The organism is Klebsiella sp. GB_Kp056 (assembly GCF_040064755.1).
GTDB lineage: Bacteria > Pseudomonadota > Gammaproteobacteria > Enterobacterales > Enterobacteriaceae > Klebsiella > Klebsiella quasipneumoniae.
Genome location: NZ_JBEAJA010000003.1, coordinates 1 through 15,790 on the forward strand (window position 1 = coordinate 1; position 15,790 = coordinate 15,790).

Sequence of the window (15,790 nt, forward strand, 5' to 3'; positions counted from 1 at the left end):
ATGGTGCATCCGGGAGGATTCGAACCTCCGACCGCTCGGTTCGTAGCCGAGTACTCTATCCAGCTGAGCTACGGATGCATCGGAATAACTAGTTTACTACAGAATTCATCTGAATAATCAGAATCAGGCAAGAATGGTGCATCCGGGAGGATGGCTCGTCTACGCCTCGCCCTACGGGCCGTTGCTTACGCAACGTTATCCTCCCTGGTGCTGGCGAAAATTTCGCAGACCATGTAACAACGATATTGCTGTTACTAAGGAGAATATGGTGCATCCGGGAGGATTCGAACCTCCGACCGCTCGGTTCGTAGCCGAGTACTCTATCCAGCTGAGCTACGGATGCATCGGGAAACTTGCTTTACTACGCGTCAGTGTCACAACTAACACATGCCACACTGAGTATGACGGCCTAATCGGTAGAGTGACTCGATTATGCCTCGCACTGCGGGCCGCTGCTTTCACAGCGTTCTTCTCTCTTCATTCAGAAAGAAGATGGTGCATCCGGGAGGATTCGAACCTCCGACCGCTCGGTTCGTAGCCGAGTACTCTATCCAGCTGAGCTACGGATGCAAAATGGCGGTGAGGCGGGGATTCGAACCCCGGATGCAGCTTTTGACCGCATACTCCCTTAGCAGGGGAGCGCCTTCAGCCTCTCGGCCACCTCACCACACACGCCTCTTTCGAGTGCTTCGAAGAACTTGTTTCTGCTCTTCGTCGCTGCGATGGCGCACATATTACTTTCTGGTACTTATAAGTCAAACACTTTTTCGAGACCTTTTTTCGTTTGCACACTTCGCACGCAATTCGCGTGCAAAAACGGCAAAAAGGGCAATTTATCAACAGGAAATCAGCCCTGACGCAGGCATAACGCCAAATGACCAAAGCAGCAAAGGGTGATGAAAAGCGATATGGCGCAGGGGAAAAAACAGAAAAAGGGAAAAAGCGGCGGTAAGTGATGCGCCTCACTGAACAGCGAGGCGCGGAAACCTTAGTAACTGGACTGCTGGGATTTTTCAGCCTGAATACGCTGGTAGATCTCTTCACGGTGAACAGATACTTCTTTAGGGGCGTTTACGCCAATACGAACCTGGTTACCCTTCACCCCTAAAACTGTCACAGTGACCTCATCTCCAATCATGAGGGTCTCACCAACTCGACGAGTCAGAATCAGCATTCTTTGCTCCTTGAAAGATTAAAAGAGTCGGGTCTCTCGTATCCCGGCATTATCCATCATATAACGCCAAAAAGTAAGCGATGACAAATACCTTGCGGTATAAGCAGTCATGGCATCACATTCTGTTAAACCTAAGTTTAGCCGATATACACAATTTCAACCCGACTTTATCGTTATCGGTGTTTCTCGCGCAAGGTGCCATTTCCCTGAGGTTACGGCACCTATACCCGTCATACTTCAGGTTGCATGTGTGTTGGCTTTCCTCGCTCCCCCCAGTCACTTACTTGAGTAAGCTCCCGGGGATTCGCTGCGTCGCCGCCTTCCTGCAACTCGAATTATTTAGGGTATATGCGCTTATAGTTATTACAGTTTTGCGCTGACCCAGCCTTTCACACTGGCTAACGCTGCAGGGAGAGCAGACGCATCGGTACCACCGGCCTGCGCCATATCCGGACGACCGCCCCCTTTACCGCCCACCTGCTGAGCGACCATACCAACCAGCTCCCCAGCCTTCACGCGATCTGTCACATCCTTAGACACACCGGCAATCAGGGAAACTTTACCGTCTGCGACCGTAGCCAACACCACAACCGTCGAACCCAGCTGGTTCTTCAGGTCGTCAACCATGGTACGCAGCATCTTCGGCTCCACGCCGGCCAGTTCGCTGACCAGCAGCTTAACGCCGTTAATCTCTTCCGCTTTGCTGGAGAGGTTTGCGCTCTCCTGCGCCGCAGCCTGCTCTTTCAGCTGCTGCAGCTCTTTTTCCAGCTGACGGGTACGCTCCAGCGCGGCGCGAACTTTCTCGCCGAGATTGTGGCTGTCGCCCTTCAGCAGTTGTGCGATATCGCTGAGCTGATCGCTCTGCGCGTGCAGCATGGCTATCGCGCCCTCACCGGTCACCGCTTCGATACGGCGCACGCCAGCGGCGGTACCGGACTCAGACGTGATGCGGAACAGGCCGATATCACCGGTACGCGCCGCGTGAGTCCCGCCGCACAGTTCGGTGGAGAAGTCGCCCATCTGCAGCACGCGGACGCGGTCATCGTATTTCTCGCCGAACAGCGCCATGGCGCCGGATGCGCGCGCGGCATCGATATCCATAATGTTGGTTTCGATAGCCAGGTTACGACGGATCTGCGCGTTGACCAGATCTTCCACTGCACGAATCTCTTCCGGCTTCATCGCTTCGAAATGCGAGAAGTCAAAGCGCAGCGCTTTATCGTTGACCAGCGAGCCTTTCTGCGCCACATGGGTGCCGAGCACCTGGCGCAGCGCCGCGTGCATCAGGTGCGTCGCGGAGTGGTTCAGACGGATACGCTGACGGCGAGCCTCGTCCACATCGGCCTGCACCGCGTCGCCCACTTTCAGGGAGCCGCTGGCGACTTTACCGATATGACCAATGGCCTGGCCGTACTTCTGCGTGTCGCTGACCGCGAAAGAGAAGCCCGCGCCTTTCAGTTCGCCTTTATCGCCCACCTGGCCGCCGGACTCCGCATAGAACGGGGTCTGGTCGAGGATCACCACGGCTTCCTGACCCGCGCTGACGCTATCCACCGCTTTGCCGTCGATAAACAGCGCCGTCACTTTGCCGTTCAGCTCCAGACGATCGTAACCTTTAAATTCAGAGGCGCCGTCAACGCGGATCATCGCGTTGTAGTCCGCGCCGAAACCGCTGGACTCGCGCGCGCGGCGGCGCTGCTCTTCCATGGCGGCCTCAAAGCCGGCTTCGTCAACCTTGATGTTGCGCTCGCGGCAGACGTCCGCGGTCAGGTCGACCGGGAAGCCGTAGGTGTCGTACAGACGGAAGGCGGTTTCGCCATCCAGGGTGTCGCCTTTCAGCTTCGACAGCTCTTCATCCAGCAGCGCCAGTCCGCGCTCCAGAGTACGGGCGAACTGCTCTTCTTCGGTTTTCAGCACCTGCTCAACCTGAGCCTGCTGCTGCTTCAGCTCTTCGCCGGCGGAGCCCATCACGGCAATCAGCGGGGCAACCAGTTTCCAGAAGAAAGTGTCCTTCGCGCCCAGCATGTTGCCGTGACGGATCGCGCGGCGAATGATGCGACGCAGCACGTAGCCGCGGTTTTCATTCGACGGGATAACCCCGTCAGCGATCAGGAAGGCGCAGGAGCGAATGTGGTCGGCGATAACGCGCAGCGACTTGTTCGTCAGATCGGTGGCGCCGGTGACTTTCGCCACGCTGGCGATCAGATCGCGGAACAGGTCGATGTCATAGTTGGAGTTAACGTGCTGCAGCACCGCGGCAATACGCTCCAGGCCCATACCGGTGTCGACGGACGGCTTCGGCAGCGGCTCCATGGTGCCGTCAGCCTGACGGTTGAACTGCATGAAGACGATGTTCCAGATCTCAATGTAGCGGTCGCCGTCTTCTTCCGGGCTTCCCGGAGGGCCGCCCCAGATGTGATCGCCGTGGTCAAAGAAGATTTCGGTGCACGGGCCGCACGGACCGGTGTCGCCCATCTGCCAGAAGTTGTCTGAAGCAAACGGCGCGCCTTTGTTGTCGCCGATGCGGATGATTCGCTCGCGCGGGACGCCTACTTCATTGGCCCAGATGTCGAATGCTTCGTCATCGGTCTCGTAAACGGTGACCCACAGCTTCTCTTTCGGCAGCGCGAACCAGTTCTCACCGGTCAGCAGTTCCCACGCGTATTTGATGGCATCCTGCTTGAAGTAGTCGCCGAAGCTAAAGTTGCCCAGCATTTCAAAGAAGGTGTGGTGACGCGCGGTGTAACCGACGTTTTCCAGATCGTTGTGTTTACCACCCGCACGCACGCAACGCTGCGCGGTGGTCGCACGCGAATAATTACGTTTGTCGAGACCAAGGAAGACATCCTTGAACTGGTTCATCCCTGCGTTGGTAAACAGCAGGGTCGGATCGTTGTGCGGCACCAGGGAGCTGCTGGCAACTACCTGATGTCCCTTGCTATGGAAAAAGTCGAGAAACGCCTGACGGATCTCAGCGGTGCTCTTGCTCATAATTATCCTGAAATCAAGCTACACGTCATCCTTCAAGTCGCCTCTGTCCTGGCTGCGCTTGCTCTTCCGGCACCGAACTGACGTGCGCTGCGGAAGATAGTCTCTCTTGCCGCCCTGATGCAGCTTGAATGATTTTGTGTAAAGGAATAATCGCCCAGGACGCTGCCTGCACTGTCACAACCAGCGGCCCGACGGAATAAAGTGGGAATAAGATAAGTTTTCTTTACGGCGAAGTAAAATCCCGGATGGGTCAATCTGCAAAATTTCGCCAGATTTCCTGGATATCTTCCATCAGGTAGCCACGGTACAGCAGGAATCGCTGGATTTTCACTTTTTCAGTAAAGGCGGATGGTAACGGTTCACCGTATTTACGCTGCGCCTGCGCCCTGGCAAGGCTCACCCAGTCGATATCGCATTCGCGCATCGCCTGTTCAACGGCCTGGCGCGCAATGCCTTTCTGGCTGAGCTCCTGACGAATGCGCGCGGGGCCATAGCCTTTGCGGCTCCGGCTGGCGATGAACTGGCCGACAAAACGATTATCGTCGAGATAGCGGTTTTCGATACACCAGGCCACCACCTGCTCCAGCTCTTCAGGGGTGACGTCCAGCGCCTCGGGGCCGTTTTTGCTCATCACCGGAGCGGCCAGTTTGCGCCGCAGCTCCTGTTCGCTGTGGTCGCGCATCGCCAGGATACGGATAGCGCGGTCCAGCAGACGAGCATAGCCGGATCGGCGTGATGAAGGTTCAGTCACAGGCACCTCAATAATCTAAGAAAAGCAAAAGGGCCGCATAAGCAGCCCTTTATCACTCTGTTAGACGATATCAGAAATCTTGTTCCGTTTCTTCTGCGTCGTTGCCGTCAACGGCGAAGTCCGGCGTAGAGTCCTGGTTGTTGAGCAGCAGTTCTCGCACTTTCTTCTCAATCTCTTTCGCCGCCGCCGGGTTCTCTTTCAGCCAGGTGATAGCGTTCGCTTTACCCTGACCAATTTTGTCGCCGTTGTAGCTGTACCAGGCGCCCGCTTTCTCAATCAGCTTCTCTTTCACGCCGAGGTCAACCAGCTCGCCGAAGAAGTTGATGCCTTCGCCGTAGAGGATCTGGAATTCAGCCTGTTTGAACGGCGCCGCAATCTTGTTCTTCACTACTTTGACGCGGGTTTCGCTGCCGACGACGTTATCGCCCTCTTTCACCGCGCCGATGCGACGGATATCCAGACGCACGGAGGCATAGAACTTCAGCGCGTTACCGCCGGTGGTGGTTTCCGGGTTACCGAACATCACGCCGATTTTCATACGGATCTGGTTGATAAAGATCAGCAGCGTGTTGGACTGCTTCAGGTTACCCGCCAGTTTACGCATCGCCTGGCTCATCATACGCGCCGCGAGGCCCATGTGAGAGTCGCCGATTTCGCCTTCGATTTCCGCTTTCGGCGTCAGCGCCGCGACGGAGTCGACGACGATAACGTCAACCGCGCCGGAGCGCGCCAGCGCGTCACAGATTTCCAGCGCCTGCTCGCCGGTATCCGGCTGAGAACACAGCAGGTTGTCGATATCCACGCCCAGTTTGCGCGCATAGACCGGATCCAGCGCGTGTTCCGCATCGATGAACGCACAGGTTTTACCTTCGCGCTGCGCTGCGGCGATAACCTGCAGCGTCAGGGTGGTTTTACCGGAGGATTCCGGCCCGTAGATCTCGACGATACGGCCCATTGGCAGACCGCCGGCGCCCAGCGCGATATCCAGAGAAAGCGAGCCGGTGGAGATGGTTTCTACGTCCATAGAACGGTCTTCACCCAGGCGCATGATGGAGCCTTTACCGAATTGCTTTTCGATCTGGCCCAGTGCAGCCGCCAACGCTTTCTGTTTGTTTTCGTCGATCGCCATTGTTACTCCTAATCATGCAGGGTGAAGCCTGTTCGCTTCGCCGTTAATATTTGTTCAGTTGAGGCAATTATACTGTATAGTCATACAGTATCAAGTCTTTTGTAGAAATTGTTGCCAGAGCAGATTGAGCGCGTAGGCCGTCGCCTGACGACGCACTGCTTCGCGGTCTCCGGCAAAGCATTCCCGCCGCGTCACCCCTTGCCCGCTGACGCTGGCGACGCCAAACCACACTGTCCCGACCGGCTTTTCGTCGCTGCCGCCATCCGGCCCGGCGACGCCGCTTACCGAGATGGCATAGTCCGCGCGCGCGGCGCGCAACGCGCCGATCGCCATCTCCACCACCACCGGTTCGCTCACCGCGCCGTTGTCCCGCAGCGTCGCTTCGCTGACGCCAATCATTTGCGATTTGGCCTCATTGCTGTAGGTCACAAAACCGCGTTCAAACCACGCTGAGCTGCCGGCAATATCGGTGATGGCTTTCGCTATCCAGCCGCCGGTGCAGGATTCCGCCGTGGTCACCGTCGCGCCCTGTGCCTTCAGCGCCCGGCCGACCTTCTCGCTTAGCTGCATTAATTCTGAATCGGTCATTATCGCCCCGCTTTGCTCCGGATAAAGAGGCCATCAAAGATAGCACTTTCCACAGAGATATGGGGACGAGGTGTGGAATTTACGAGGGGACATCCAAAATGAATCATCCCGGCGGCGCCGGGATGAGAAATTGCACGATTACTTCATGCTGGCGGCGATCAGCGCCACGTTATGACGCATCATTTTGACATAGCTATCCGCGACGCCACCCGGGGCGGAGAGCGCCTCAGGATAGAGTTCTCCGCCGGGCTGCGCGCCGGTGGCGCTGGCGATCTGCTTCACCAGTCGCGGGTCAAGCTGGTTCTCCATAAACCAGGTATGGACGCCGTCCGCGTTGATTTGCTTAATCAGCGCCGCCACCTGCGCCGCGCTGGCCTCGCTCTCTGAAGAGAGCCCCTGCGGCGCGAGGAAGGTCACGTGATAAGCGCGGCCAAAATAGCCGAAGGCGTCATGGCTGGTGAGAACTTTGCGCTTTGCCTGCGGAATGGCGCTGAACTGCCCTTTCGCCCAGCCGTCGAGGGCCGTCAGTTGCTCGATATAACGCTTGCCGCTGTTCGTCAGCGCCGCTTGATCTTCCGGGTCGGCTTTCACCAGTCCATCGAGGATATTCTGCGCATACAACGCGCCGTTCGCCGCGCTGTTCCAGGCGTGGGGATCGGTCACCGTTTTGCCATCTTCATCGAGGGTATGGGTCTTGACGCCCTTCGACGCCACCACCAGCTCGCCCTTAAAACCAGAGGCCTTAATCAGGCGATCCAGCCACCCTTCCAGTCCCAGACCGTTAACCACCACCACGTCGGCCTTGCTGAGCAGCGCGCTGTCCTTCGGCGACGGCTCGAAGGTGTGCGGATCGCCATCCGGGCCGACCAGGGTATCCACATGAACATGCTCCCCGCCGACCTGCTGCACCATATCACCCAGCACCGAAAAACTGCTTACCACATTCAGCGTTTTCGCCATCGCCCCCTGCGCCATCAGGCCGAAGGCCAGCGCGACCACTATTGCACTACGTTTCATCATTTCCTTACCCCATCAATTTGCGCCAGCCGACCAGCAGTCGGCTGCGCGTGCCAAAAAACAGCGAAATAAAAAACAGCGCGCTGGCGGTCAGCACGATGGCGGGCCCGGCGGGAAGACTGGCCGCCCAGGAGAGACTCAAACCCAGCCAGGCGCAGAGCGCGCCGGAGAGCGCCGCCAGCAGCAGGATGCCCGGCAGCGTTCGCGCCCAGCAGCGCGCGGCGACCGCCGGCAGCATCATCACCCCTACCGCCATCAGCGTGCCGAGCACCTGAAACCCCGCCACCAGGTTAAGCACCAGCAGCGCCAGAAAAAGCCCATGCAGCAGCGCGGGCAGCCGGCGGTGGTTCACCTGCAGCCAGGCGCTGTCGAACGCCTCGCTGACCAGACCGCGGTAGCACAGCGCGATGCACAGCAGCGTCAGGCTGGCGACGCCGCTGACAAACAGCGCCGCGTCCCGGTCCACCGCCAGAATGGAGCCAAACAGCAGATGCAGCAGGTCGACGCTGGAGCCGCGCAGCGACACCAGGGTGACGCCCAGCGCCAGCGATCCCAGATAAAATCCGGCAAAGCTGGCGTCCTCTTTTAACGGCGTCCGCCGGCTCACCCATCCCGCCACCAGCGCGACCGCGATGCCGGCGACAAAGCCGCCCAGGGTCATGGCCAGCAGCGACATGCCGCTCAGCAGATAGCCCACCGCCACGCCGGGGAGAATGGCGTGCGACAGCGCGTCGCCCATCAGGCTCATGCGCCGCAGCAGCAGGAAGACGCCCAGCATGGTGGTGCTTAGCGACAGCGCCAGACAGACCACCAGCGCCCGGCGCATAAAGCCGAATTCAATAAAAGGCTGAAAGAAGGTGTGCCAGATCATGCCGACCTCGCCTGGCTGAAGGCCGGGAGAACCGCCCGGGTGGCGCCCCAGCAGGCGCGCCGGGGGGTCAGCAGCAGCGTCTCCGGGAAAAAGTCGGCTACCCGCTGGTTATCATGCAGCACCGCCAGGATGGTCTGCCCCTGCCGGTGCATGTCGAGGATCAAATCCATCAGTTCGCGACTGGTCGCTTCATCAATGCCGGTGAAGGGCTCGTCGAGCATCACCAGCGGCGCCTGCTGCACCAGCACCCGGGCAAACAGCATGCGCTGAAACTGACCGCCGGAGAGCGCTTCGATCGGGGTTTTCGCCAGGCTCGCCAGCCCGACCCGCTCCAGCGCCGCGCCGATGCGTCGCCGGGTATCGCCGCCCAGACCGCGCAGCAGCGACACGCCGGGCCATGCGCCCTGGCTCACCACATCCTGCACGTTGAGAGGAAACTGCGACTCGAGGGCATGGCGCTGCGCCAGCCAGCCAATCACCGGCCGCTTTCCCTGCCAGCGCAGACAGCCACTGACCGGCGGAAGAAACCCGGCGAGGGTTTTCAGCAGGGTCGATTTTCCGCAGCCATTGAGGCCAACGATTGCCGTCAGGCTGCCGGGGCATATCATCCCGCTCAGCGGCGGGGTGATCGCCACCCCGCCATAGCCGGTTACCAGTTGTTCCAGTTCAATCATGGCAGCGTCACCGCCCACCAGGTCGCCAGCCATAGCGCCGCCAGCAGCGTTCCCGCGATGGCCAGGCGCGCCGCGCCGGATGCCATAAAAACCGATGTGAACATATCCCACCCCTATTAAATGTTATAACATAACAATACAGAGGCGAAATAAGATTGTAAATCAGCGTCGGTGAGCGGAAATGTAACAAAGGTCGACAAGCGGCAGGCAAACGGGAAAAAGCAGGAGGATAAACGAGAAGTCCCCGGTCGCGCTGCGCTTACCGGGGCTGCCAACCGGATAACAGACCGTAGCCCGGATAAGGCGTTACGCGCCGCTATCCGGGGAGGCTCGGGATCGGTCAGCCGGATGACAGTATTAATAACCGCCGCGGGCCTGAGAAACCGCCAGGCCAAGCTGCCAGACGGCCATGGCGTAGTGGGTGCTGTGGTTGTAGCGGGTGATGGTGTAGAAGTTAGGCAACCCGTACCAGTACTCATAGCCGGTGCCGACGTCCAGGCGCAGCAGGCTGGCCTGCTGATGGTTGCCCAGCGGCTGGGTCGGGGTTAATCCCGCCGCCGACAGCTGCGAAACGCTGTATTTGGTTTTGAAACCATTCTCCAGCCCCGGCGCCTGGCCCAGCGCCTGCACCGCCACCAGATCGCCGCTCACCCAGCCGTGCTGTTTGAAGTAGTTGGCCACGCTGCCGATCGCATCCACCGGGTCCCACAGGTTGATATGGCCGTCGCCGTTAAAGTCCACCGCGTATTGCTTATAGGAGGACGGCATAAACTGGCCATAACCCATCGCCCCGGCGAAAGAGCCTTTGAGATCCAGCGGGTCGTCGCTTTCGCTGCGCGCCATCAGCAGGAAGGTTTCCAGCTCGGAGGAGAAGTATTCTGCACGGCGCGGATAGTTAAACGACAGGGTCGCCAGCGCGTCGAGGATGCGGGTTTTGCCCATCACCCGGCCCCAACGGGTCTCCACGCCGATAATGCCGACAATGATTTCCGGCGGTACGCCGTAGACCTGATAAGCGCGGTTGAGCGCGTCCTGATACTGATTCCAGAACACCACGCCGTTCTGCACGTTATCCGGGGTAATAAACTGTTTCTTGTAGCGCAGCCAGGCGCCGGTCGGCCCGGTCGGCGGCAGGCCGGTCGGCGCCTGACGATCCATCAGCCGCAGAACGTAGTCCAGACGCTTCGCCTGCGACAGGATCTCCTGCAGCTGCTGCCTGTCGAAGCCGTGCTTCGCCACCATCTTATCGATGAACTGCGCCGCTGCCGGGTTGTTGGCGAAGTCGCCGCCCATCTGCATCACGTTATGCTGCGGTTCCAGCAAAAAGCCGCCGGTTCCACTCGCCATCTCCGTTTCCGCGGGAGTCTTGGGTTTGCTGCTGCAGGCAGCGAGGAGCACACAAAGGGGAAGTACAGCCAGAGAGCGACGCTTCAACATGGGAATTCCGTTTAACAAATTCAGCAAGGGATAATTATGGTAAAGCATGCGACGACCAACAAGAAAGCGACAATCTGTTTGTAGACAAAATAGTCCTTCACCGCCCCCCTTCCTGGATGCTGTCATGCGCCTCGTGATTTCATCCACTCAGCGTTAATCTTTCGAAATAAAATATTTATCTTTCATTTTGCGATCTATTTAACACTTTAAAACCTTTCAAAGTGATTAAAATCAGCCTGCAGTTAGCAAGAAAAATAACATGCTGAAGGAGAGAACAATGATTGACGTCGTGACCCACGGCGCAGAGTGGTTTATCGGCCTGTTTCAGAAAGGCGGCGAGGTATTTACCGGAATGGTGACCGGGATCCTCCCCTTGCTGATCAGTCTGCTGGTGATCATGAACGCGCTGATCAACTTTATCGGCCAGCAGCGGATCGAAAAACTGGCGCAGCGCTGCGCCGGGAACCCGATCTCCCGCTACCTGCTGTTGCCCTGCATCGGCACCTTTGTGTTTTGTAACCCGATGACCCTGAGCCTGGGCCGCTTTATGCCAGAGAAGTACAAGCCCAGCTATTACGCGGCGGCGTCCTACAGCTGCCACTCGATGAACGGCCTGTTTCCGCATATCAACCCCGGCGAGCTGTTCGTCTATCTCGGCATCGCCAACGGCCTCACCACCCTCGGCCTGCCGCTTGGGCCGCTGGCGGTGAGCTATCTGCTGGTCGGGCTGGTGACCAACTTCTCCCGCGGCTGGGTCACCGACCTGACCACCTCGATTTTCGAACGAAAAATGGCGATTCAGCTGGCTCAGAAAGTGCATCTGTCAGGAGCGACATCATGACCCGGATTCGTATTGAGAAAGGCACCGGCGGCTGGGGCGGCCCCCTTGAGCTCGACGTCGTCGAGGGCAAAAAGATCGTCTATATCACCGCCGGCACCCGCCCGGCGATCGTTGACCGCATCGCCAGCCTGACCGGCTGGCAGGCGGTGGACGGTTTTAAAGAGGGCGAACCGGCGGAAAGCGACATCGGCGTGGCGATTATCGACTGCGGAGGCACCCTGCGCTGCGGGCTCTACCCCAAGCGTCGTATCCCGACGGTGAATATCCATGCCACCGGCAAATCGGGGCCGCTGGCCCAGTACATCACAGAAGATATCTACGTCTCCGGCGTCAAAGAGGAGAACATTCAGCGCATCGCGACCGACAGCGCGGTAGCTCCCGAGCCGCCGGCGGAGAACAACCGCGCGGGTCGCGATTACGACGCCAGCAAAAAGATCACTGAACAGAGCGATGGCCTGCTGGCGAAGGTCGGGATGGGGATGGGCTCGGTGGTGGCGGTGCTGTTCCAGGCCGGGCGCGACACCATCGATACGGTGCTGAAGACCATCCTGCCGTTTATGGCCTTCGTCTCGGCGCTGATCGGCATCATCATGGCCTCCGGCATCGGCGACTGGATCGCCCATGGCCTGGCGCCGCTGGCCAGCCATCCGCTGGGTCTGGTGACCCTGGCGCTGATCTGCTCCTTCCCGCTGCTGTCGCCGTTTCTCGGCCCCGGCGCGGTTATCGCCCAGGTGATTGGCGTACTGATCGGCGTTCAGATCGGCCTCGGCAATATTCCCCCGCACCTCGCCCTGCCGGCGCTGTTCGCCATTAACGCCCAGGCCGCCTGCGATTTTATCCCGGTAGGCCTGTCGCTGGCTGAAGCCCGCCAGGATACCGTGCGCGTCGGCGTGCCGTCGGTGCTGGTCAGCCGCTTTTTGACCGGCGCGCCAACGGTGCTGATCGCGTGGTTCGTTTCCGGATTTATTTACCAGTAAGAGGGGCCAGAAGATGACCGTGATTTACCAGACCACCATTACCCATATCGGCGCCAGCGCGACGATGGCGCTGGAGGAGCAGATGCTGATCACCTTCCGCGAAGGCGCCCCTGCCGATATCGAAGAGTACTGCTTTATTCACAACCACGGCGAGCTTGCCGGCGCGCTGCAGCCGGGCGCAGAGCTGCAGCTTGGCGAGCTGCGCTACCCGGTGACCGCCGTCGGCGAGGTCGCCGAACAAAACCTGCGCGAGCTGGGCCACATCACCCTGCGCTTTGATGGTCACCGCGAAGCGGAATTCCCCGGAACCGTGCACGTGGCGGGCCCGGTGCCGGAAGGCATCGCCACCGGCTGCGTACTGAAATTTGTTGCTTAACAGGAGAGAAAGATGAATCAGGTTGCTGTTGTCATTGGCGGTGGACAAACCTTAGGAGAGTTTCTGTGCCGCGGGCTGGCCGCCGAGGGCTACCGCGTGGCGGTGGTCGATATTCAGAGCGAAAAAGCCAGCCGGGTCGCCCAGGAGATTAACGCTGAATATGGCGAAGGCATGGCGTATGGCTTCGGCGCCGACGCCACCAGCGAGGCCAGCGTCACCGCGCTGGCCCACGGAGTGGATGAGATTTTCTCGCGTGTCGATCTGCTGGTGTACAGCGCCGGCATCGCTAAAGCGGCGTTTATTAGCGACTTTGCGCTGGGGGATTTCGACCGCTCGCTGCAGGTCAATCTGGTGGGCTACTTCCTCTGCGCCCGCGAGTTTTCCCGGCTGATGATCCGCGACGGCATTAAGGGACGCATCATTCAGATCAACTCGAAATCCGGCAAAGTGGGCAGCAAGCACAACTCCGGCTACAGCGCGGCGAAGTTCGGCGGCGTCGGCCTGACCCAGTCGCTGGCGCTGGATCTGGCGGAGTACGGCATTACCGTACACTCACTGATGCTCGGCAATCTGCTGAAGTCGCCGATGTTCCAGTCGCTGCTGCCGCAGTACGCCACCAAGCTCGGTATCGATGAGAGCGAGGTCGAGCAGTACTACATCGACAAGGTGCCCCTGAAGCGCGGTTGCGAATATCAGGATGTGCTGAACGTCCTGATGTTTTACGCCAGCCCACAGGCGTCGTACTGCACCGGTCAGTCGATCAACGTTACTGGCGGCCAGGTGATGTTTTAAAGGGATCCCGGATGGCGCCGCGCTTATCCGGGCTACAAAACGGTAGGTCGGGTAAGGCGTTAGCCGCCACCCGACAAAAATACGGCGCCGCGGGTCGCTCGGGTTAGACGCTCGCGCCGCGACCCGGGTTGTTCCCGGCCCCCTTAAGGAGACACCTATGGTTACCGCACTCATCACCGTCGCCGCCATCGCCTGGCTTACCCAACTGGCCTTCGGCGGCTGGCAGATCCGCCGCTTCAATCGCGCCTTCGACAGCCTGTGCCAGCAGGGTCGGGTGGGGGTCGGCCGCTCCGCCGGGCGCTTTCAACCGCGCGCCATCGTCGCTATCGCCGTTGATGATGACAACCGCATTTGCGACACGCTGCTGATGAAAGGCTTCACCATTTTCGCCCGACCGCAAAAAATCCCCACGCTGGATGGCAAACATATTGGGGAATTGCAGCCTGATGTGATCTTTCCCCATGATCCGCGCTGTCAGAATGCACTATCATTAGCGCTTAATCCGAAACATGGATAATTTCGTTGTAAAAGTAAATATCTTGCGAAATTATCACTTCGAAACTTAAACGCAGGATAGACGCCTATGAAACCACGTCAGCGCCAGGCAGCCATTCTCGAGTTCCTGCAGTCGCAGGGAAAATGCTCGGTCGAAGAGCTGGCGCAACACTTCGATACTACCGGCACCACCATCCGCAAGGATCTGGTCACGCTGGAAAACGCCGGCACCGTCATTCGCACCTACGGTGGCGTGGTACTCAACAAAGATGAAGCCGATCCGCCGATCGATCATAAAACGCTGATCAACACCCATAAGAAAGCGCGCATCGCCGAAGCGGCGGTGCGCTTTATTCATGATGGCGACTCCCTCATCCTCGATGCCGGCAGCACGGTGCTGCAGATGGTCCCACTGCTCAGCCGCTTCAATAACATCACGGTGATGACCAACAGCCTGCATATCGTCAACGCCCTTGCCGAACTGGATAATGAACAGACTATCCTGATGCCCGGCGGCACCTTCCGCAAAAAATCGGCCTCCTTTCACGGCCAGCTGGCGGAAAACGCCTTCGAACAGTTCAGTTTCGACAAGCTGTTTATGGGCACCGACGGCATCGATCTGAACGCCGGCGTCACCACCTTCAATGAGGTGTATACCGTCAGCAAGGCGATGTGCAACGCCGCCCGCGAAGTGATCCTGATGGCCGACTCGTCAAAGTTTGGCCGTAAAAGCCCCAATATCGTCTGCGGCCTGGAGCGCGTGGATAAATTGATTACCGATGCCGATATCGACCCTGCATTCCAGCGGGCGCTGGAAGCCAAAGGCATAGAAGTCATCATTACTGGAGAACATCATGAGTAACTTTTTGTTAGAGGCCGGACGCCAGACCCTGATGCTGGAGCTACAGGAGGCGAGCCGCCTGCCGGAACGCCTGGGCGACGACTTCATCCGCGCGGCGGAAACCATCATCCACTGCGAGGGCAAACTGATTGTCTCCGGTATCGGTAAATCCGGTCATATCGGCAAAAAGCTGGCGGCGACCTTCGCCAGCACCGGCACCCCGGCCTTTTTTGTCCATCCGGCGGAAGCGCTGCACGGCGATCTTGGCATGCTCGACGGCCGCGACGTGATGCTGTTTATCTCCTACTCCGGCAGCGCGAAAGAGCTGGATCTGATCGTGCCGCGGCTGGAGGAAAAAGGTATCCCGCTGCTGGCGATGACCGGCAAATCCACCTCACCGCTGGCGCTGGCGGCGAAAGCGGTGCTGGATATCGCCGTCGAGCGAGAGGCCTGTCCGATGCACCTGGCGCCGACCTCCAGCACCGTCAACACCCTGATGCTTGGCGATGCGCTGGCGATGGCGGTCATGCAGGCCCGCGGCTTCAATGAAGAGGATTTTGCCCGCTCCCACCCGGCAGGGGCGCTCGGCGCGCGTCTGCTGAACAAAGTGCATCACCTGATGCGCCGCGACGACGAAGTGCCGCGCGTCGGCACGGACGCCAACGTCATGAACGCGATGCTCGAGCTAAGCCGCACCGGGCTCGGCCTGGTGGCGGTCTGCGATGAGGCCAACCGCGTGCAGGGGGTCTTCACCGACGGCGACCTGCGCCGCTGGCTGGTGGGCGGCGGCACCTTAAACGACGGCGTCACGCAGGCGATGACCCGTAACGGCGTGA

16 protein-coding genes and 4 tRNA genes are annotated in these 15,790 nt (G+C 59.2%); 7 read left to right on the top strand and 13 right to left on the bottom strand.

All coding sequences use genetic code 11. From position 1 onward, the window contains the following. Nucleotide 1: 1 nt before the first annotated feature. From ABLV52_RS00190 to mltB, 13 genes are all read right to left on the bottom strand, one after another. Nucleotides 2–78 (bottom strand) — tRNA-Arg (locus tag ABLV52_RS00190). Between the two features lie 188 nt (nt 79–266). Beyond that, a tRNA-Arg gene (locus ABLV52_RS00195) sits at nt 267–343 on the bottom strand. A gap of 150 nt (nt 344–493) precedes the next feature. Continuing rightward, nucleotides 494–570 (bottom strand) — tRNA-Arg (locus tag ABLV52_RS00200). Between the two features lie 4 nt (nt 571–574). Further along, a tRNA-Ser gene (locus ABLV52_RS00205) sits at nt 575–667 on the bottom strand. A 321-nt stretch (nt 668–988) separates the two neighbouring features. Next, nucleotides 989–1,174, bottom strand: coding sequence for a carbon storage regulator CsrA (gene csrA / locus ABLV52_RS00210; protein WP_000906486.1), 186 nt, complete (start codon nt 1,172–1,174; stop codon nt 989–991). Nucleotides 1,175–1,537: 363 nt separating this feature from the next. After that, entirely contained in the window at nt 1,538–4,165 is a 2,628-nt protein-coding gene (gene alaS, locus ABLV52_RS00215) for an alanine--tRNA ligase (RefSeq protein WP_032453813.1), read from the bottom strand. 250 nt (nt 4,166–4,415) lie between these two features. Beyond that, complete coding sequence (gene recX / locus ABLV52_RS00220) at nt 4,416–4,916, bottom strand: recombination regulator RecX (protein WP_023290764.1); 501 nt, start codon at nt 4,914–4,916, stop codon at nt 4,416–4,418. 70 nt (nt 4,917–4,986) lie between these two features. After that, nucleotides 4,987–6,045: a recombinase RecA gene (gene recA, locus ABLV52_RS00225; protein ID WP_004205686.1), complete on the bottom strand. Its 1,059-nt coding sequence runs from the start codon at nt 6,043–6,045 to the stop codon at nt 4,987–4,989. Between the two features lie 90 nt (nt 6,046–6,135). Continuing rightward, complete coding sequence (gene pncC, locus ABLV52_RS00230) at nt 6,136–6,633, bottom strand: nicotinamide-nucleotide amidase (RefSeq protein ID WP_032453814.1); 498 nt, start codon at nt 6,631–6,633, stop codon at nt 6,136–6,138. A 138-nt stretch (nt 6,634–6,771) separates the two neighbouring features. Continuing rightward, the gene (locus tag ABLV52_RS00235; RefSeq protein WP_032453816.1) at nt 6,772–7,650 is read right to left on the bottom strand and encodes a metal ABC transporter substrate-binding protein; all 879 of its coding nucleotides are present in this window, start codon (nt 7,648–7,650) and stop codon (nt 6,772–6,774) included. A 7-nt stretch (nt 7,651–7,657) separates the two neighbouring features. Next, nucleotides 7,658–8,521, bottom strand: coding sequence for a metal ABC transporter permease (locus tag ABLV52_RS00240; RefSeq protein ID WP_023290767.1), 864 nt, complete (start codon nt 8,519–8,521; stop codon nt 7,658–7,660). Beyond that, nucleotides 8,518–9,228 (bottom strand): ATP-binding cassette domain-containing protein, encoded by a 711-nt coding sequence (locus tag ABLV52_RS00245; RefSeq protein ID WP_072413489.1) that lies wholly within the window; start codon nt 9,226–9,228, stop codon nt 8,518–8,520. The genes ABLV52_RS00240 and ABLV52_RS00245 overlap by 4 nt, the downstream gene beginning before the upstream one ends. A 324-nt stretch (nt 9,229–9,552) precedes the next feature. After that, nucleotides 9,553–10,632 carry a lytic murein transglycosylase B gene (gene mltB, locus ABLV52_RS00250; protein ID WP_023290770.1) on the bottom strand — a complete coding sequence of 360 codons (1,080 nt, stop codon included), beginning with the start codon at nt 10,630–10,632 and terminating at the stop codon, nt 9,553–9,555. A gap of 277 nt (nt 10,633–10,909) precedes the next feature. Here mltB and ABLV52_RS00255 point away from each other — a divergent pair, with 277 nt between their 5' ends. From ABLV52_RS00255 to gutQ, 7 genes are all read left to right on the top strand, one after another. Beyond that, a complete protein-coding gene (locus ABLV52_RS00255) occupies nt 10,910–11,473 on the top strand; it encodes a PTS glucitol/sorbitol transporter subunit IIC (protein ID WP_348889854.1) in 564 nt (187 codons plus the stop codon). Further along, nucleotides 11,470–12,450: a PTS glucitol/sorbitol transporter subunit IIB gene (locus ABLV52_RS00260; RefSeq protein WP_032453820.1), complete on the top strand. Its 981-nt coding sequence runs from the start codon at nt 11,470–11,472 to the stop codon at nt 12,448–12,450. The genes ABLV52_RS00255 and ABLV52_RS00260 overlap by 4 nt, the downstream gene beginning before the upstream one ends. Nucleotides 12,451–12,463: 13 nt before the next feature. Next, nucleotides 12,464–12,826: a PTS glucitol/sorbitol transporter subunit IIA gene (srlB, locus tag ABLV52_RS00265; protein ID WP_023290772.1), complete on the top strand. Its 363-nt coding sequence runs from the start codon at nt 12,464–12,466 to the stop codon at nt 12,824–12,826. A gap of 12 nt (nt 12,827–12,838) precedes the next feature. Further along, complete coding sequence (gene srlD / locus ABLV52_RS00270) at nt 12,839–13,618, top strand: sorbitol-6-phosphate dehydrogenase (RefSeq protein WP_002914815.1); 780 nt, start codon at nt 12,839–12,841, stop codon at nt 13,616–13,618. A gap of 157 nt (nt 13,619–13,775) precedes the next feature. Further along, nucleotides 13,776–14,135 carry a transcriptional regulator GutM gene (gene gutM / locus ABLV52_RS00275; protein ID WP_101978707.1) on the top strand — a complete coding sequence of 120 codons (360 nt, stop codon included), beginning with the start codon at nt 13,776–13,778 and terminating at the stop codon, nt 14,133–14,135. A 66-nt stretch (nt 14,136–14,201) separates the two neighbouring features. Continuing rightward, a complete protein-coding gene (locus ABLV52_RS00280; protein ID WP_004205671.1) occupies nt 14,202–14,975 on the top strand; it encodes a DNA-binding transcriptional repressor in 774 nt (257 codons plus the stop codon). Next, nucleotides 14,968–15,790, top strand: an 823-nt coding sequence (gene gutQ, locus ABLV52_RS00285) for an arabinose-5-phosphate isomerase GutQ (protein ID WP_348889855.1), incomplete at its 3' end; no start/stop codon positions are given. The genes ABLV52_RS00280 and gutQ, both read left to right, overlap by 8 nt.